Source organism: Acinetobacter sp. WA-87 (assembly GCF_039938935.1).
Lineage (GTDB): Bacteria > Pseudomonadota > Gammaproteobacteria > Pseudomonadales > Moraxellaceae > Acinetobacter > Acinetobacter seifertii.
Map to the genome: position 1 here is coordinate 222,309 of NZ_JBDUVF010000003.1, position 18,162 is coordinate 240,470.

At 35.2% G+C, this 18,162-nt stretch carries 19 protein-coding genes, 1 tRNA gene and 1 pseudogene; 12 read left to right on the top strand and 9 right to left on the bottom strand.

The window, feature by feature from the left end; genetic code table 11:
- Positions 1-21: 21 nt before the first annotated feature.
- Complete coding sequence (locus tag ABFY81_RS11160) at positions 22-414, top strand: hypothetical protein (protein ID WP_347913788.1); 393 nt, start codon at positions 22-24, stop codon at positions 412-414.
- 47 nt (positions 415-461) lie between these two features.
- On the opposite strand, the gene ABFY81_RS11165 is transcribed toward ABFY81_RS11160, so the two are convergent.
- Together ABFY81_RS11165 and ABFY81_RS11170 are read right to left on the bottom strand one after the other, a co-directional pair.
- Positions 462-1,463 (bottom strand): aldo/keto reductase, encoded by a 1,002-nt coding sequence (locus tag ABFY81_RS11165; RefSeq protein ID WP_347913789.1) that lies wholly within the window; start codon positions 1,461-1,463, stop codon positions 462-464.
- A 112-nt stretch (positions 1,464-1,575) separates the two neighbouring features.
- Positions 1,576-2,478, bottom strand: coding sequence for a helix-turn-helix transcriptional regulator (locus ABFY81_RS11170; RefSeq protein WP_002052189.1), 903 nt, complete (start codon positions 2,476-2,478; stop codon positions 1,576-1,578).
- Between the two features lie 762 nt (positions 2,479-3,240).
- On the opposite strand from ABFY81_RS11170, the gene ABFY81_RS11175 reads away from it, so the two are divergent.
- Positions 3,241-3,792, top strand: coding sequence for a TetR/AcrR family transcriptional regulator (locus tag ABFY81_RS11175; RefSeq protein WP_347913790.1), 552 nt, complete (start codon positions 3,241-3,243; stop codon positions 3,790-3,792).
- 117 nt (positions 3,793-3,909) lie between these two features.
- Positions 3,910-6,150, top strand: coding sequence for a restriction endonuclease (locus ABFY81_RS11180; RefSeq protein WP_347913791.1), 2,241 nt, complete (start codon positions 3,910-3,912; stop codon positions 6,148-6,150).
- A 73-nt stretch (positions 6,151-6,223) separates the two neighbouring features.
- Here ABFY81_RS11180 and ABFY81_RS11185 read toward each other — a convergent pair whose 3' ends face one another.
- The gene (locus ABFY81_RS11185; protein WP_347913792.1) at positions 6,224-6,442 is read right to left on the bottom strand and encodes a DUF6500 family protein; all 219 of its coding nucleotides are present in this window, start codon (positions 6,440-6,442) and stop codon (positions 6,224-6,226) included.
- 27 nt (positions 6,443-6,469) lie between these two features.
- Positions 6,470-6,805 (bottom strand): helix-turn-helix domain-containing protein, encoded by a 336-nt coding sequence (locus ABFY81_RS11190; protein WP_005300806.1) that lies wholly within the window; start codon positions 6,803-6,805, stop codon positions 6,470-6,472.
- Positions 6,806-6,920: 115 nt separating this feature from the next.
- Here ABFY81_RS11190 and ABFY81_RS11195 point away from each other — a divergent pair, with 115 nt between their 5' ends.
- From ABFY81_RS11195 to ABFY81_RS11215, 5 genes are all read left to right on the top strand, one after another.
- The gene (locus tag ABFY81_RS11195; protein ID WP_004705070.1) at positions 6,921-7,478 is read left to right on the top strand and encodes an NAD(P)H-dependent oxidoreductase; all 558 of its coding nucleotides are present in this window, start codon (positions 6,921-6,923) and stop codon (positions 7,476-7,478) included.
- Between the two features lie 141 nt (positions 7,479-7,619).
- The gene (locus ABFY81_RS11200) at positions 7,620-8,399 is read left to right on the top strand and encodes a hypothetical protein (protein ID WP_347913793.1); all 780 of its coding nucleotides are present in this window, start codon (positions 7,620-7,622) and stop codon (positions 8,397-8,399) included.
- Positions 8,400-8,532: 133 nt separating this feature from the next.
- Complete coding sequence (locus tag ABFY81_RS11205; protein ID WP_100192327.1) at positions 8,533-8,874, top strand: DHCW motif cupin fold protein; 342 nt, start codon at positions 8,533-8,535, stop codon at positions 8,872-8,874.
- Positions 8,875-9,071: 197 nt separating this feature from the next.
- Positions 9,072-10,001 carry a hypothetical protein gene (locus tag ABFY81_RS11210; protein WP_347913794.1) on the top strand — a complete coding sequence of 310 codons (930 nt, stop codon included), beginning with the start codon at positions 9,072-9,074 and terminating at the stop codon, positions 9,999-10,001.
- Positions 10,002-10,012: 11 nt separating this feature from the next.
- Positions 10,013-10,906: a hypothetical protein gene (locus ABFY81_RS11215; RefSeq protein ID WP_347913795.1), complete on the top strand. Its 894-nt coding sequence runs from the start codon at positions 10,013-10,015 to the stop codon at positions 10,904-10,906.
- A gap of 455 nt (positions 10,907-11,361) precedes the next feature.
- On the opposite strand, the gene ABFY81_RS11220 is transcribed toward ABFY81_RS11215, so the two are convergent.
- The 3 genes and pseudogenes from ABFY81_RS11220 to ABFY81_RS11230 form a co-directional block, all read right to left on the bottom strand.
- On the bottom strand, positions 11,362-11,634 hold the full coding sequence (locus tag ABFY81_RS11220; protein ID WP_347913796.1) for a hypothetical protein: 273 nt from the start codon (positions 11,632-11,634) through the stop codon (positions 11,362-11,364).
- 379 nt (positions 11,635-12,013) lie between these two features.
- Positions 12,014-12,139, bottom strand: a pseudogene (locus ABFY81_RS11225) (isoprenoid biosynthesis protein ElbB); the annotation flags it as partial.
- A gap of 137 nt (positions 12,140-12,276) precedes the next feature.
- A tRNA-Ser gene (locus tag ABFY81_RS11230) sits at positions 12,277-12,366 on the bottom strand.
- A gap of 117 nt (positions 12,367-12,483) precedes the next feature.
- Between ABFY81_RS11230 and ABFY81_RS11235 the strand changes: the two genes are divergently transcribed.
- The gene (locus tag ABFY81_RS11235; RefSeq protein WP_004705082.1) at positions 12,484-14,361 is read left to right on the top strand and encodes a potassium transporter Kup; all 1,878 of its coding nucleotides are present in this window, start codon (positions 12,484-12,486) and stop codon (positions 14,359-14,361) included.
- A 55-nt stretch (positions 14,362-14,416) separates the two neighbouring features.
- Here the strand turns inward: ABFY81_RS11235 and ABFY81_RS11240 are convergent, their stop codons facing one another.
- Positions 14,417-14,836, bottom strand: coding sequence for a hypothetical protein (locus ABFY81_RS11240; RefSeq protein WP_004705086.1), 420 nt, complete (start codon positions 14,834-14,836; stop codon positions 14,417-14,419).
- Positions 14,837-15,091: 255 nt separating this feature from the next.
- Here ABFY81_RS11240 and ABFY81_RS11245 point away from each other — a divergent pair, with 255 nt between their 5' ends.
- From ABFY81_RS11245 to ABFY81_RS11255, 3 genes are all read left to right on the top strand, one after another.
- The gene (locus ABFY81_RS11245; protein ID WP_039251040.1) at positions 15,092-16,174 is read left to right on the top strand and encodes a DNA/RNA non-specific endonuclease; all 1,083 of its coding nucleotides are present in this window, start codon (positions 15,092-15,094) and stop codon (positions 16,172-16,174) included.
- 98 nt (positions 16,175-16,272) lie between these two features.
- A complete protein-coding gene (locus ABFY81_RS11250) occupies positions 16,273-16,872 on the top strand; it encodes a LysE family translocator (protein WP_004705089.1) in 600 nt (199 codons plus the stop codon).
- A gap of 44 nt (positions 16,873-16,916) precedes the next feature.
- A complete protein-coding gene (locus tag ABFY81_RS11255; protein ID WP_000476056.1) occupies positions 16,917-17,159 on the top strand; it encodes a hypothetical protein in 243 nt (80 codons plus the stop codon).
- Positions 17,160-17,381: 222 nt separating this feature from the next.
- Here the strand turns inward: ABFY81_RS11255 and aqpZ are convergent, their stop codons facing one another.
- The gene (aqpZ, locus tag ABFY81_RS11260; protein ID WP_004705093.1) at positions 17,382-18,071 is read right to left on the bottom strand and encodes an aquaporin Z; all 690 of its coding nucleotides are present in this window, start codon (positions 18,069-18,071) and stop codon (positions 17,382-17,384) included.
- Between the last annotated feature and the right edge of the window lie 91 nt (positions 18,072-18,162).

Consider the following 18,162-nt stretch of genomic DNA (forward strand, 5'->3'; position numbering starts at 1 on the left):
AAAAACGATAGGAACTAAATAATGAAAAATATATTTGCACCTCTAATACTTCTTTCGACGGTTATTTTTTCTGCTCACATTTATGCAGAGCCAACTAGCACATGCAAAGAAGTGAAATTCCAAAAAGCCGATGAGGCGTGGAGTGGGCACTATTATTTAAATGGCGTGATGGAAGTGGGTTCGGAACTTTTACTTCAGCCAGATGGCAAGTTTAAATGGATGCTTGCAGTGGGTGCGTTGGACCAATATGCCGAAGGCACATGGTGGAAAAACGGTGACTGTATTGGTTTAAAACCAGAAGCTAAATTTAAAAAGGGTTTAAGTATTTTCCCTGAAAGCCTAACGATTTCAGATAAATCTTTAGACGCGATCTGGGACGGTGGACGCCAACAAGGCACATATAGCAAAGACTAAATAAAAAGAGTCCGACACTGAGTCGGACTTTTTTTATGGCTTAGATTTTAGTGGTTCACTGCAGCAAGTTGCTGAGCGTTATAGCGTGCGCCCATGTTTGGGTATCTCGCAATAATCGCTTCAATTTCTGCCAAATCTGCTGGTGTTAAATAAAGGTTTATAGCACCTGCATTTTCTACAAGTCGCTCAATTTTACGCGTACCTGGAATTGGAATAATGTCGTCACCTTGCGCCAAAATCCAAGCCAAAGCCAGTTGAGCCGCTGTCGCATTTTTGCTTTGAGCAAAGTCGCTAAATGCTTGTGCCAAGCTTTGGTTATTTTTCCAGTTATCGCCTTGATAACGTGGTAACTGACGACGGAAATCACTTTCGTCTAAGTTGCTCACATCAAGCGTATTGGTGATTAAACCACGCGATAGCGGTGAATACGGCACAAGGCTAATGCCTAACTCACGAATGGTTTGAAAGTGCGTGTCTTCCAGCTCACGAGTAAGCAATGAATATTCGTGTTGAACCGCTGCAATTGGGTGAATTGCATGCGCTTTACGAATGGTTTCCGCCGACGCTTCACTAAGTCCTAGGTAACGAACTTTACCTTGTTGCACCAAGTCAGCCATTGCGCCAATGGTGTCTTCAACTGGAATATTTGGGTCAATGCGGTGTGCATAATACAAATCAATTACGTCTGTATTTAAGCGTCTTAAACTGTTTTCGACCGCAACTTTAATCCACTCTGGAGAACCGTCGATATAAGACTCTAAAGAGTTTTGTGGGTTAAGGTTGTCTTCTTTATAACGGAAGCCAAATTTGGTCGCCAAGAACACTTTGTCGCGGTTTTTTTCTAAAACTTTTGAGAGCAATACTTCGTTTGCGCCGTTGCCGTACATGTCGGCAGTGTCCCAAAAGTTAATGCCGAGGTCTAATGCCTTTTCTAGAGTGGCAATGCTTTGTGTGTCGTCTGATGCACCATAGGCAAAGCTCATTCCCATGCAACCTAAACCAAGTGCTGATACTTTTTCGCCTGTTTGTCCTAAAGTTCTATATTTCATTTTTCACACTCTTTTTTGCAAAATCACTTGAGTAGAAAAACTATAAAATGCTTTGGCTCAAACTGACGTATAACATTCAAACCAATAATTATAAAATTCAAACAATCTGTTTTTAGGCCACACAGTCTTCACGGAACTTTTTAGGTGAAAATCCCGTATTTTTCTTAAAGAAGTTGGTGAAATACGCTGAATATTCAAAACCTAAGCTATAGGCAATTTCAGAAATATTCCAACTGGTGTGTTGTAGCAGCGCTTTGGCTTCTTGCGTAATGCGCGAGCTAATATGTTCAGAGGTGGTTTTACCTGTGGCTTCTTTTACAGCGCGGTTTAAATGGTTCACATGCACAGACAGGCCATAGGCATAGTCATTTGCAGTTTTGAGTTTAAGCTGAAAATGGGGCGAGTCGATGGGGAACTGGCGCTCTAATAATTCAAAGAACAAATGGCAAATCCGAACAGCAGCATTGCTATGTTTTTCAAACTGTTGGGTCGGTTGCATTTTCATGGCTTCATGCACAATTAGGTGCAAATAATTTCTTAAAACATTGTATTTATGAATATAGTCTGAATTTATTTCAGTCATCATCTTTTTGAAAATAAATGAAATTTCTTCAACTTGTTGGTCATTTAAAAAATACAGCGGGTCGCCGTCGACTTTAAACAGCGGTGAGTCTTTTAAAAAACTTTGTCTTGATTCTTGGTTTACAAACTCTTCGGTAAACAGACAAAACCAGCCTGCTTGTTCAGGCGAATTAATTTCCCATGCATATGGCACCATCGGGTTTGAAAACAGTAAAGCAGGGCGGTCGACTCGTATCCAGCGGTTGGCGTAGTGAAGTTCGCCTGTGCCTAAAACCAGTGAAATTTTATAATAATCGCGGCGGCTATAAGGCGTGAGGAACGAGCAGGCATCGCGTTGGAACACGTTAAAATGTCCAAACGAAGTCGATGGAACCGAGTAATCGCTATCTCTGGTTAAAGAAAAGCGGCGATAAAAATCATGTATGGTTTCCATGTTTTTGCCTGTATGCGTTATCAATTTATTTAAAGTTATAAAATTCAAACTTTATTTACTGTAGCTTTTATTTATAGCGTGATCAATCGGTTCATTTAAGCGGTTTGAAAATGAATGATAAATTAACAATGAAATGACTAGACAAACTAAACTTTAAGAAAATATATTGTTAAATCACTATGCCAATGAAAAATAAAAATAATCTTTATAAATGAATAGCCAATATCACATTGACACTCCAAAACACGCGGATTATCCTTTGCCTGCTGGCCACATTGCCAGTGGGTTTTAGCAGACCCTTTTACACAAGAGTACTAAAAGCTTGCTTTTCAGTACTGGATCCTTACGTCCCCCTTTTTTCTATGGTAGGACGGAGGGGGACGCGCTTGCGCGTGCTGGGTCCTTGTGTACCAGTCTGCTAACCCCTTTCGTTCTGCCACCATTATTTAGCAGTAATCGTGGTAGTTCTTCTTTAATACACAAGGAGTTCGCCATTATGCGTACTATTTCATCTCTCTCATTGGCAACCATTGCCAAAATCTTTGACTCTATACCCAACTGGTCTTTAAAACGGTTTAACCGACTCTAGGTTTTAAGCCATAGGTCATTACGACTAAAAAATCATAGCAACAATAAAACCCGAGATAGGCGAGCACACCATTTTTGTGCGGCTTCTGCATGCCTGTATTTAGCGCTCAATTTAAGAGTGACGGCATTTCTATCTCTTTTATTTACAACAAAAAATTATTTTAAGCGGTATACATGAAAAATTTAGACGCTTCACGTAAAGCATTACATGTGATTGATACAGCAACAGATTTATTTAAACAATATGGCTTTAATAAGGTCGGAGTAGACCAAATTATTGCCGAATCTCAAATAAATAAAGGCACGTTTTACAACTACTTTCACTCTAAAGAAAGATTTATTGAAAGGTGTTTGGTCACGCAAAAAGAACAGTTACAAGAGAAAGTGAGTGTGGTGAGTGAGTTTTATCAAAATGCAGATTTGTCTGATCAACTCAGGCAAATTTATCTTTTACATGCTGACTTAAAAAGTGCGTATTACCTGTTGTTTAAGGCGATTTTTGAAATTAAAAAGCTTTATCCAAATGCGTATCAAACCGCACTCAGATATAGGCGGTGGCTTAAAAATGAAATTTTCTGTTTGCTCATGGAAAACAAAAAAACAGTTTCCTATGCAGAAGCGGAAATTTTTGTATTTATGATTGATGGCACAATTCTGGGGCTGTTAAGTTCAGATGAAGAAAGGGAAAGAGATGCCTTGCTTGAGTATTTTTTAAAAAGGGTTTGATGGGGGGAAGGCCCGACGGGAGTTGGGCTTTTGACTATAAAAGTTGATTTTTATAAATAATCTATACTTTAGCTTGTATTAATTTTATTATAAAAAAAATGTAAATGAATTCTAAAAATGGCAGACTACGATTTTCATACGCTTAATGATAAAGATTTTGAAGAACTAGTTGTAGATTTACTCTCAGCAGAATTTAATAAGAGAATTGAACGTTTCAAGGCGGGAAAAGATGGAGGAGTCGACGGCCGTTTTTTTAATATTGATGGTGGTGAGCAAATAATTCAATGTAAACATTGGATAAAAACAGGTGTAAATGCTCTTATTAAATCATTAATGACAACAGAAATAACAAAAGTAAAAAAATTGAATCCTCAGAACTACTTTTTAGTTACATCTTTGCCGCTTTCAAGAGAAAATAAAATAAAAATCAAATCTATTTTTGGAGATTATATAAATAAAGATAGTCAAATTTTTGGAAGAGAAGATTTAAATGACATTTTAAAAAAGTATCCAAAAATTGAGCGTTTACATTATAAGTTATGGTTTTCAAGCGTAACAGTGTTAGAGTCTATTATCAATGCTGATATTATTGGAAGTAGTAAGTATAAAATAAATGAAATAAACGAAAAATCTACAAAATATGTAATAACCAATAATCACAATGAGGCCATAAAAATACTTGATAAATTGGGAACAATAATTATTTCTGGTTTACCAGGGATTGGTAAAACTACTTTGGCAGATCAAATATGTAGATTCTATATGGCTAATAAATTTGAATTTTATTACATTGAGGATACTATATTAGATGTGGATAAAGTTTATAAGGAAGATGTGTGTCAAATTTTTTATTTTGATGATTTTTTAGGTAGTAATTATTTAGAGGTTATTAATAATAGGGAAGATTCTAAAACTGCCTCATTAATTAAAAGAATTGAAAAAGATAAAACAAAAAGATTTGTTTTGACAACAAGAACAAATATTCTTAATCAAGGTAAAAGAATAAGTACTGCATTTGATGTGCAGAATATTGATAAAAATGAATTTGAGTTAATTGTTGGTAATTTAAAAGATTTAGATAAAGCGAAAATATTGTATAACCATATCTTTTTTTCTGAATTAACCGAGGATTTTATAGATCAGCTTTATATAGATGAGCGTTATAAGAAAATAATAAATCATAAAAATTATAATCCACGATTAATTTCGTTTATAACAGATTTTCAAAGGCTGAAGGATATAAATGCAGAAAATTATTGGTCTTACATTGAATCTATATTAGAAGATCCAGCACAAATATGGGGAAATGTTTTTGATAGGCAAATTGATGAGCTATCTAAAGATCTTGTTGCATTGATAGTTTTAAATAGAAATAGTCTTTATGAAAATAAATTACAGGAAGTATATGGTAGATTATCTACGTCTAAAAATTATGGTCCTATAAAAAGATTTGAATTTGTAATGAAAGCATTAACAGGCTCTTTGGTTAATAGAAATATAGGTTATAGTGGTGTATATTATAATCTTTTTAACCCTTCTATAGCAGATTTTATTATTTTAAATTATTTTTCAAATCATTCTTATCTTTTATCTTTGTTGAGAGTTTCAGATAATATTACAGCTGTTGAAACTTTAATTGAAATTTCTAGGAGTAAAGATAGTTCTAATATTAATTCTGTTTTAAGAGATTTTTTAAATATTAAGATTAAACAGGAGAAGTATGATTTAAAATTTTGGGAAATTTTTTCCTATATCGCTTTAAATAGTTTAATAAATAAAAATGAAATAATTAATTTTTTTAGGCCTGTTAAAGAATTTTTCTTTACTGCTGATAGCGCTAATGTGCAATCATGTAAATTTATTTTATGGCTAGTTGAAAATGGAATAGTTGATTTATTTGAATTCATGCATTTGATTGAAAATGACTTAATTTATATTGATTCAAATGATTATTATTCCTTATCTAACTTAAGTTTTATTGTAAAAAAACTTAAGTTGAAAAAAGAGAATAACTTTTATAAGAAATTGAAAAAGGATATCTTCGAATATTTGTGTCATGAAATATCTACCATGGCAAATGATGCTAATATTTTTGATGGGATTTATAGTATAGATGACTATTCTGAAGATATAATTGTAGACTATTTGTCCTCAGTACTAAAAGATGATTTCTTTGTAGAGTTTGATGATGATGAAATAAGTGAAATTCTTTTGTATATAGATGTTGATGGTGCTATTGAAAGTAATAATCAAAATATAATTTATAATAATGAAGATAGTAATAGAGATCCAATAGGAAAAAATCCAATTAATAAACCTGATATTGATCCGATTACTGACTTGTTTGATCGTGGTTAATTTAATAGTAAAGGTATTAGCTTATTAAAATATTTGGTTATCTCAAAAATCTTCTTAAGCTTACCTTATTTACTTATTTTTTACTCAAAACTAATTGTTTAATCTTAACTGCTTTCTCGAAGTGATCTAGCTTATGCTCCATAATCCACCAATGCGCTGCTTCCATCAGTAATTCAGGGTTATCATTCTTATTTTTAAAAAAAGCGTAAAAAGACAGACCAACATTGTCTCCCTTCTTTTCAATTTTATCGTCGCATCCCTTAATAAAAATTTCTCTTAATTCATTTCTCATATTTAGTATCACTTCAAGTCTATAAAACTAAGACGGCTTATTTTGCTCGCCCCATTGGCACATCATATCTAACAAAGGAATTAAAGATTGCCCTTTTTCTGAAAGTCGATACTCAACCTTTGGCGGAATTTGAGGATATTCCTTGCGAGTAATCAGTCCATCTCTTTCTAATTCTTTAAGTGTATTGCTGAGTGTTCTAAACGAAATATTGCCGATGCAGCGTTGCATTTCATTAAAACGCATGACATTTTTTTCATACAGCCAATACATAATAATCATTTTATATTTGCCATTAATCAAAGAAAGGGTATAGCCAAAACCCGTATCTTCTAATGGTGTATATGAAGGAATGCACTCAGTCATTTTAAAATCTACACTATCTTTTAGTATAGTATATAACATAAATTACCGTACTTATATTTAGGAAAGCACACTTCTATAATCGATTTATCAACTTTCCGATAAGAGTGTTTTCATAATGAAAAAGACATTAGTCATTGTTACCCATCCTCACATAGACCAATCTGTTGTAAATAAAAGATGGGTAGAAGAACTAGAAAAACACCCAGACCAATTTACGGTTCACCAAATTTATCAAGCCTACCCAGACGGTGTGATTGATGTTGCTAAAGAACAAGCACTGGTTGAAGAACATGAAAATTTAGTATTTCAATTTCCAGTGTATTGGTTTAACTGTCCACCGCTTTTGAAACAATGGATTGATGAAGTTGTGACTTATGGTTGGGGGTATGGTTCAACAGGCGATAAGCTTAAAAATAAAAAGTTTATGTTGGCTTTATCTGCGGGTGTGCAAGAAAAAGTTTATTCAGAGTATGGTGGATATAACCTTTCTTTAGAGCAAATTTTTACTCCATTTAAGCTAACGGCTTTATATGTTGGGGCAGACTATCAGCCGCTTCATGCATTTTATGGTATAGACACAAATCCATCAGAAGATGACGATGTTCCGACTCAACAAGACATAGCGGATAATGCGGTTCAGTATGTTCAGAAGTTATTAGCGTTGTCTGAGTAAGTTTTAAGAGGAGGCCTAAACTTGAGAGTTTGGGCTTCTTATATAGAAGATTTTTAAAAAATTACATTAAGTTTTTAAGTTAAATATACAATTTATTTATGATATAAATGTCCGCTAAATATAGATTAAATTTAAAAATTTATGACTATTCTTGATATTAAAGAAAAAGAAAATTCCCTTATAACTGATGATGCTCATGAATTAATATGCTACGCAACAATCAGTGAAATAAACTCATGGAACGATGTCGTTAACTTATATTCAGAAATTAAGCATAAGCATTTACCTAAAAAAGTATTATTACTTTTAGAAGATATTGGGCAATGTGAATACACATCCATGCATGCTTCAATGGGAGATGGGCTTTATTTTGATACTACAGAATTCGTTGAAGATGACAGTGCAGCAAGTTGGGAAAATACTCGACCTTTAGAGCTTCAATATCATATAGAACAATTATTAAAGCCAGAAAATTATATAGGCTTTAATAACTTGCCTAAAAAACTTAACTATAGCGATGAAGATCAAGTAACTCTGCTACAGATCAATGCTGAACCCGACAAAATTTTAGATGATGTTATTCAAGTAAAGTTAGTCAATAGTCAAACTGAAACTCAAAAATTTGCAGCATGCCTCAATGGATATTTTAGTTGTGATTTGAACCCTTTTGAATCTTTTAGCTTGATTGAGCATTTAGATCAAAACTATGGCTTAGAGTATGTGGGTTTAGGGGCAAGCTTATTATTCTTTATGAAAACACCAAAATTTGATGCAAATAAAACGCCTCAATTACTTAATGAGTTGAGCAGCTTTTATCAATTCAATCAAACAACGCATCACCAGCTAGAACAACATTTATCTCATCATGAATATCTTATTTTGCCTTATGTAGAGTCATTAGAAGTGTTCGATTTGGATTAAGGTTGATTAGGGAAATCTAACGGACTTCTTTTTGAGTTAGGTAGTGGACCTTAAGAAATAGATTTTTAAATCGTTTGCAAAAACCAATTTTGTCTATAAGTTGAAAATACAATAATACGTCTCTGGAAAAACTATGAATATCGCGCCTTTTCCATTTCAAATTACAAACTGGGAAAAAATTGAAGTCACTGAATATAGCGGTGAAACAGGAAAAGCTTATTGGAAAACCCAATTTTTTGGTGAAGAAGGAAATAAAATAAGAGTAAGACTTGTCGAGTACTCTGCAAACTATTTGGCAGACCATTGGTGTGAAAAAGGGCACATTTTATTTTGCCTAGAAGGTGAGCTAGAAAGTAGATTGAAAGATGGGCGAACATTTACTTTAACGTCAGGCATGAGTTATCAAGTCGGAGACAATTCAGAGCCACATCAGTCTTTTAGCTTAAATGGTGCGAAGTTACTTATCGTTGATTAGATTAATTTTATTTTCTCATGATGAGAGTTCTTATTATATTTAGTGAATAATTTGAAAATAGATTTTTATTTTATCTTTTAATTAAGTTTATATTTCTTTTAGTAGAAAAATAAAAATGTTAAATTACGAAATTATTTATACTTAAATATTTTATAAATAACAATACCTTGATTTTAAATTTCCTATGAGGTTAATCAATGAGTGAAATTCTGCAATATTTACCATTTTCCTGTTATCGAAAGTTTCTTCGACCTGCTGTTGATGGTTGTATGGGTATAGGTACACATGTCGCAGAAATCATTTGGGATGACGGGATCTGTAGAGAGTCTTTTGTTAAGTTTTATAAACATGATAAAAAAAGAGCCTTATTGAATGAAGCTATTGGATTCTTGATAATCCGTTCATTAGATCTTCCACAACCTGATTTAGGCGGTTTTTTACAATATCAAATTTCTGAAACAGAAAATCCTGAATTATGGAAAGATGCATCAGAACTCGAAAAGTATAAAGGAGAGGTCCTTGCGTGGGTAACAACAAATACAAATGGTATTAATAAACGCATTGAGATAACGCAGCAGCAGAATCCTGAGATCAAACAATATTTATCAAATCAGCTACAGGAATCGCTTAAAAAATGGCAACATCTGCCAGATTTAATTTTGTGTGATGACTGGTTAGCAAATGATGATAGAAACTTAGGGAATCTATTAGAATTACCAAATAGAACATTTACACTTATTGATCACGGCGGAATTTTATATGGTGATAATTGGAGTGCATGGGATATTATGCAGTCTAGAATTATAAATGGTCCATTCCAGAAGTGGTATACTCAGATATACAGAAGTAAATTTGATGAAGGATTATTTTGGAAACAAGAATTATTATCAGAATTAACGGAACTTAAGAAAAAGCATATAATAGGTTTGGAAAAAATTAAGCAAGAGCTTTTTGCCTTAATTGATGAATTTATTGATTCCGAAGAAGTTGATACAAAGCTACCTCCTCAACCAATTCAAAAAGTAAGCAAAGTCTTGCAAGATTTCTTGGAGGAATCTGCTGTCCAATCTAATAATCTTGATCAAAAATGCGATCATTGGCTTGATACTTCAGCTCAGTATGCATAGCAGGTATTAAAATGAATTTTAAAAAATTTGAGAATAGATTTCTTAAAGAAAGAAACCAACCAGAAAAGCTTATTCGAGCAAAGTGGTCTCATATTCGCTTTAAGCCTGACTTAGTCACAATGGAAGAGTTAGCAATTGGGGTGTTGGTAAATCTAGATGGAATAGTGTTTACCAAATTTATTGAAGATTTTGGACGAGTAGAATGTGCTTTTGGTGTAGAGAATGCTTCATATATAAAAAGCTGTATTGAACTCTTTGACGATTTTTTAAATCATAATTATGAAACCTCTTTTTCAAGTCAATTAACTATAGATAAAAGAGGATTTGTCCAAGGAGAGTCGATTGACTCTATTATTGAAGATTTATTGTATAGAACAGTTCCATTATCTCATCCGCATAGTAATTCTAAAGGTCGAAAAATATTTAGAACAGTTAAAACCTCAAAATTTCATGCTGATGTAAGAGCATATGTTAAAGACAAACTCGGTGAAATTTATAGTGATATATTTTCAGATAATATTGAACCTATTGGAGACGAGGATATTGGTTTTAGAAAATTGCCTATAGCAATTAATATTAAAGGTAAAAATAAAGTTGGTGATTTAATTTCTTCAGTTTATGCAACACCTGAAAAAATTGAAATAAACTGTCTTAAAGCTTTGAATAATATTTCATTTACTAAAAAGTTTACAAAAAACAAAAGTGATTTTAAATTATTTATGTTATCTCCTGATGACGAAAATTTAGAAATCATGTCTAAAGCTGATAAAGAAAAAAGAATTGAAATAATTAAAGATTTTCGTTGGAGTTTACGTTGTGAAAAAATTGATTTAGTAGAAGGAGATACTTCTGAAGAGATTTCAGAAAAAATAATCAATTGGTCTGAGTTGTGTGAAAGTTATTAGATTAAGTAAAATAATGAAGCTGCTTTATAGCAGCTTTTATTCAGTCTAATAATTTATTATATTTTATAGGTAGAATTCGATAATCTCTCTACTTGGATGTACAATACTATAACCGATTTCTTGAGCAATAATTTTTCTCCATATTAATAATTATTGTCCAAATTTGCCTTGGTCAGGTCATATTTATTTAATTCTACAATATAGCCTTTTAGGGAGAAGTCCCTAATCGTACTATATAGTTTTAAAGACGATAACTTTATATTTCTATCACTTATAAGTCTATGATCTTCAACTCGAGTAATTATAAGAGTAAAAAGCTTTTGTAAAATAAATAGGTGATAAAATAGCTAAACTTTAGTTAGTAAAATATTTTAAAAATTAAGTCTTATATTTGATGATTCAAGATATTAGAGTAGGCGGTATTCGTAGTGATCACCGCCCATTAATTTTATGAATTACTCCTGAAATTCTTCTGGTACAGTTAGAATAAATTTACTCTTCATTATCTCTACTATTTCAGGGGGAATCTTTTTATCTGGATAACCTTCTATCTCATAGCTAATAATATTTGAAGTATTGTTAGCGGTGTTAAAAGAACCTTTAAGTACTTTTAATTCATCTTTCTCTTGATTAACAAACTCAAAAGTTCCTTTTGACATAAGGTGATTGACGCTTACCTTTGTGTTAGCGTTGACAATATAGCTTTGTCCGGCTGTAGGTGTACTCATAATCTTTCTTCGCCTTTTATAAATTGCCTGAAATTAAGGCTATGTATTGCTAAAGAATTAATAAGATAGCTATTTCTGTATGAAGATACAAATTTGCTGCATAACACTATTTCAGGCATTTGCTACCTGAATGCTGATTACACTAATATTGGGAACATGAGCGAGGCTATATTAACGGTTTCGTTGAAAATTAGTTGGATTACTTTGCCAATTTACTTAGATATAGTTTATTTCAGATACTGTCGAATTTTTGATATACGGCGGAATGGGGTTCTAGCAAACGGCATAAAAGCTTAAAGCTATTAAATTTCAGTTTTTTTTAAAATTTGTATTCTGGTGGTTAGAGAAGGATAGAGCTTTCTATCCCTAATCAAATACCTTAATTTGTCAAAGTTGTCATGGCATTAACTAAGCTTGTAATACCTAAAAAGATATCTTTTAAACTCGCTTGATCATCCATATAGGCAGGCGTAGTAACAAATAAGTTTTGTTTATCTACCACGCAACGAATTTAAATATTTACTTAAATTTAGACGTTGTGATGGATATAAAAATTATCAATATTTTTTTGGCTATTTTTAATGTTTGAGCCAATAAAAAAGCCTAAACCGATTAAGTTTAAGCTTCTTTAAATCCAAATTCTGGCGGTGAGAGAGGGATTCGAACCCTCGATACGCGCAAACGTATACACACTTTCCAGGCGTGCTCCTTAAGCCACTCGGACACCTCACCAAGGCGTGCGATAGTAACTAAAAAATCAGGTTCTGCCAAGATTTAAGACGAGCATTACAGAAAAAAAATAATAGAGGTGATAAGATTGCGCTAAAAATCTATTGGTTTAATTACACAATGCAAAATACGGCCAAAAAAGCGACCTTGCCTGCCACGGCTTTGGCAGCTCTTGGGGTGGTCTTTGGAGACATCGGAACGAGTCCGCTCTATGCCTTGAAAGAGTCCTTCCATGCTGCCCATGGTTTGGGAATTCAGCCTGAAAACGTATTAGGAATTTTATCCATTATTTTTTGGTGCTTAATGCTGATTATCAGCATCAAGTATGTCGCAATTGTCATGCGTGCAGACAACAATGGCGAAGGCGGTATCATGGCCTTACTCGCATTGAATTTGCGTAAAGCAAAAATTGCCGACAACAAAAAAATCTACATGATTGCCATTGGCTTTATTGGGGCATCACTGTTCTTTGGTGACGGTATTATTACCCCAGCAATTTCGGTATTGTCTGCGGTCGAAGGATTGTCTATTGCAACCAATGTTTTTGACCCGTTCATTATGCCAATTGCAATTGCCATTATCATTACGCTGTTTTTAGTGCAAAAACATGGTACTGCGTTTGTAGGTAAGTTCTTTGGTCCAATTACGCTTGTGTGGTTTATCTCTTTAGGTGCATTAGGCCTTCATAGCGTTATTCAAACACCAATTGTACTCGGCATGTTTAGCCCGCATTGGGCAATTCAGTTTATCTATCATCATCCAGTCATGACCTTTTTTGTGATGGGTGCTGTGGTGTTAACTGTGACAGGTGGTGAAGCACTTTATGCCGACATGGGACATTTTGGACCAGTTCCGATTCGTCTTGCGTGGTTCTTTGTGGTGTTGCCATGCTTGGTTTTAAACTATGCAGGACAGGGCGCATTGTTACTTCGTGACCCTGCGGCAATTGAAAACCCGTTCTATTTACTGGTTCCTCAGTGGGCACTTTACCCAATGATTATTATGGCGACTATGGCAACAGTGATTGCCTCTCAAGCTGTAATTTCAGGGGTGTTTTCTCTTGCTCGCCAAGCGATTCAATTGGGTTATTTACCACGTTTAAGTATTAAACATACCTCTGAGTCTGAAGAAGGTCAGATCTATGTACCGTTCTTAAACTGGTTACTTTTAATCGCAATTATTATCTTAATTCTGATTTTCAAAACCAGCTCAAACTTGGCAAGTGCTTATGGTTTAGCAGTAACCTTAACCATGCTCTGTGACACGATTTTGGTTTCCATCTTTATCTACTCGGCGTGGAAATGGAGCTGGCCAAAAGTGGTGTTACTGATTATTCCATTCTTCATTTTAGAGTCGGTTTTAGTCGCAGCAACTTCACTTAAAGTGTTGTCAGGCGGTTGGGTGCCGTTGCTCATTGGTGGTATTGCAGTCACTATCTTAATGACATGGAAACGCGGTCGTGAGCTTACCTTTGCTAAACTTGAACATGACACATTGTCTTTAGACTTGTTTGTGAAAAGTATTGGTAATAGCGTGCACTGGGTACCGGGTGATGCCGTGTTTATGACAGGTACACCAAACGTTGTACCTCATGCCATGTTGCATAACATCAAGCACAACAAAGTACTGCATCAGCGTAATATTCTGGTCACTGTGGTGATTGAAGATGTACCTTTTGTTGCACCAGAAGAACGTATTACGACAGAAGCTTTAGCTGAACATTTCTACCGTATTAAAATTTTCTACGGCTTTAAAGATGAAATGAATGTGCCAAAAGCACTCATGAAAGCTTATGAGCAGTTAGGTCTTGAATACGACTTAATGCATATCAGCTTCTTTATTTCGCGCGATCGTATTGTTCATTCGGTGGGTGATGGTATGTCGCCGTGGAGAGAAAAGCTGTTTATTTCGATGCAGCGTAACACCAGTCCGGTGAGTGACTTCTACCAAATTCCAACCAACCGTGTGGTGGAGTTAGGTAGTCAAATCGAAATATAAAATTTGATGTAATAAAAAAACCAAGACATAAGTCTTGGTTTTTTTATGGCTCCGATTATTGAGCTTGTGCCATTGGTGCATCTGCTGGTAAAGCACCATCTTTTGCCATTGGGTCCGCAGACTGGTTCGGGTCGGCTGGTGGCGGTGGAGTATTTGGGTCTTGTGGCGCTGGAGCAGCCATATCACCGCCCGCTGGAGGTGCTGGTGGTGCATCTGCTGGAGGAGCAGGAGGTACATCAGCTGGTATAGGAGCACCCGTAGGGGCTGCACCTGTTGGTGGAGCAGAAACAGGTTGTACTTTCCCACTATTCACTAAATCACTAATAGAGCCAGGCTGGCCATTGACGGTTGTAGTGACTTTTACTTTAGACAAACTTTCTAAAGTTTCACCTGGTTGGACCGCAGGTTCAGCTAGGGCTGCCATACTGCACAGTCCAGCAATTACGCCAATACCAATAATCTTTGAATGGATCATTAAATGGACTCCGTTTATATTTTTATCCAAATTTGTGGAGCTAACCATGTCATAAGGCATAAGGGCTTTTCAATGAAAGATACGCAATTAACCCAATTCAATAGTGAAAGTTCCTCACAATCCCAACAGATTGTTACGTAAGGGGAAATGGAGTTACAAAAAAGATGACCATGTTTTAACCATTTGAAAGATAAGCGATATACTTAAAAAAGCAGGATTGTTAAGCTGCGTGTGGACAGTGGTATTGATAGAAACATGGCAAGCAAAAAAAGTAGTTCAGGCATCTTTGGTGATTTTTCTTTAAGCGAGCATTTTGGCAAAATTGTACTTGCCGGAGTGGCAGCAGGAAGCTTTGCCATCGCTTTTGGCGGTGAAAAAATTTCACAATGGTTTTCGCCTTTAAGTACTAACTCGACTTGTCTAAATCAGTTTTATCGTGAAGTTCCACCTGCCCTAAATAAAGAAAGTTTAAAAAAAGACAGTTATGCGCTGTGTTTTAATGGCTTCAATGTTCTGTACTCGGGTATGTCTAAAACGCCGTTATGGTCAGCTGAATATCTAAGTCCAGAACGTTTAAGCACTAAAATTAAACGTGAAGATAATTTCCACGAAGAAACACGTGTTCCTGAGCGTCACCGTTCATTGTTAAGCGATTATCGTGGCTCAGGCTATGACCGTGGGCACATGTCCCCAAATGGTGATATGCCAACTAAAGACTCGCAGTACGATAGCTTCTCGCTCAGTAATATGGTTCCGCAGGCCCCTAAAAATAATCAGGAAGTTTGGCGTAAGCTTGAAGACGCTACACGTGCTGTGGTTACTAAGCAAAAGCAAGATGCCTATATTGTGACGGGACCAATTTTTGAGGGTCAACGACTCAAAACGATTGGGCGTGGTGTTATTGTTCCAAGCGCCGTATATAAAGCTGTTTATTATCCTAAAACGGGTGCAATTGGCGCTTACTATGCACCAAATAACAACTCGCAGCAGGTTAAGGTCGTGAGTGTTTGTTATTTGGAAGAAAAGTTAGGAATTAACTTATTTCCTCAACTTACCGAACAACAAAAACGTAATGTTTATCGTCTGCCATTAACATCTAGCCAAGTTAAGCCAAATCAGAAATTAGATTATTTACACTGGGACGGAGAAAGTCAGTGTGAACAAGATTTAACTAAAGATCAGATTCACGCATTACAAGATCAGTTTAAAAAGCAAAAAAGTACGTCTTCTGAACCTATGGAATCAAAAGTTCCAAGTATTGATGAAGAAACTAGAAAGGCGATTGTGAAACAATTAGTAGAAGCCTTGGTGAACTATTTCTTGCAAATCATTAAATAACTCGCATGTAAACATTGTTGCACAGTTCTTATTCAATACAATAAGATGAGCATACAGATCTGTCTGTTTATCCATTTATTCGAATAAGGACAATAACAATGTTTGCCTCGATGTTTCTTTTTTCTTTTGCTATGTCTATTACCCCGGGTCCCGTCAATACTGTCATTTTATCGACCAGCTTAAATCACGGTCTAAAAAGATCAGTTCCGTATATTTCAGGTGCTACCATTGGTTTTACTTTGCTTTTGATTTTTATGGCGTTTGGCCTGCAAAGTGTATTAACTCAATTTCCAGTTGTCTTAAAAATTCTTGCGATTTGTGGAACGCTCTTTGTTTGTTATATCGGGATTAAAATTATTCTTTCTGCTGCAAATATTTCTATTTCAAGTGATCCTGTCGAACAGATCATTATTCCCAATTTTAAAGATGGGTTCTTGTTACAGTGGCTTAACCCTAAAGCGTGGTTAGCTTGTGTATCGGGTATAACCATGTTTACCAGCATTGAAAACCCGCAGGCGTTACCGATTTTTATCGTTATTTATTTTTTCACCTGTTATGTGTGTTTGTTCTTTTGGGGATTTTGCGGTGATAAATTTTCAGTGGTGCTAAACCAAGGCAACCGTTTGAAATATTTTAATATCTTGATGGGCGCTTTTTTAATTTTATCGGCACTTTTAATTTTGATTGATTTTTTTTAAATTGATCGTATTACACTGTGAAGATATAACAACGAGACACACTTATGTTTAAGCCATTTGAAAAGGGTACAGAGTCTTCTTCAATTGAAGATTTAACATTAGAAAATGATGTCGATTGCGTGAGCATTTATGGCAATTTGCAAATTACTAAAGACAAAGTCGGCTTAGAGCAGGCAAAGGCATTGCAGAGCTTTTTAAACGATGTGGTTGCAGCTTTGGAAAAAGAAGAATTGCCTGAGAAAATTGAACGACCAGCTGAACAAGAAGTGAATAATCCGTTTTTATAATTTATGCATTCTATGTGTGATGTTGAGCATAGTCATGTTGCCATACAGTCTTTAGTACCCGGTTAGGTGTTAGTGAGGTTGTATAGACATTTCTTACTTTTGAAAGCCCAAAAGTAAGCAAAAGGCTTTGTTGAGCAGAGGGCACTTCCGTGTACCCCTGCTCAACAGGTGACATCCATGTCACCCACCGCGATAGTAGATTAAGGCTATAGATATAAAGAATTAATCTTTATCTCCAGCAACCACTTTATAAATAATCGCACCAATCACAGCACCTAAAATCGGTGCTACCCAGAACAACCACAACTGACTTAAAGCACCAGTTTGAGCAAAGAATGCAACACCTGTACTACGTGCAGGGTTCACCGAAGTATTTGTCACTGGAATACTGATTAAGTGAATAAGTGTTAATGCAAGACCAATCGCAATAGGCGCAAAACCAGCAGGTGCACGACCATGTGTTGATCCTAAAATAACGATTAAGAAGAAAGCAGTAAGGACCACTTCAATAATAAAAGCAGAACCTAAACCAAATTTATTTGGTGATAAATCACCAAAACCATTTGAAGCAAAGCCGCCTACACCAGTGAAGCCAGCTTGTCCTTGAGCAATAATATAAAGAACAAATGCAGCAGCAGTCGCGCCGACTACTTGTGCAACGATGTAAGGAATTAAATCTTTAATATCAAAACGACCGCCGACCCAAAGACCGACACTCACCGCGGGATTAAAATGTCCACCAGAAATATGCCCTAAAGCATAAGCACCAGTGAGTACGGTTAAACCAAAGGCAAGGGCTACACCTGCAAAGCCAATACCAAGTTCAGGGAAAGCTGCGGCTAATACAGCGCTACCACAACCACCAAAGACTAGCCAAAACGTACCTAAGAATTCAGCAAAATATTTATTCATTGTGATTACTCATCTATTGATCTATTTTTTAATTAGTGTGAAATATGTCACAAAAAATTAAGCATGTGACTATATGAAATTTTTGTTTTCA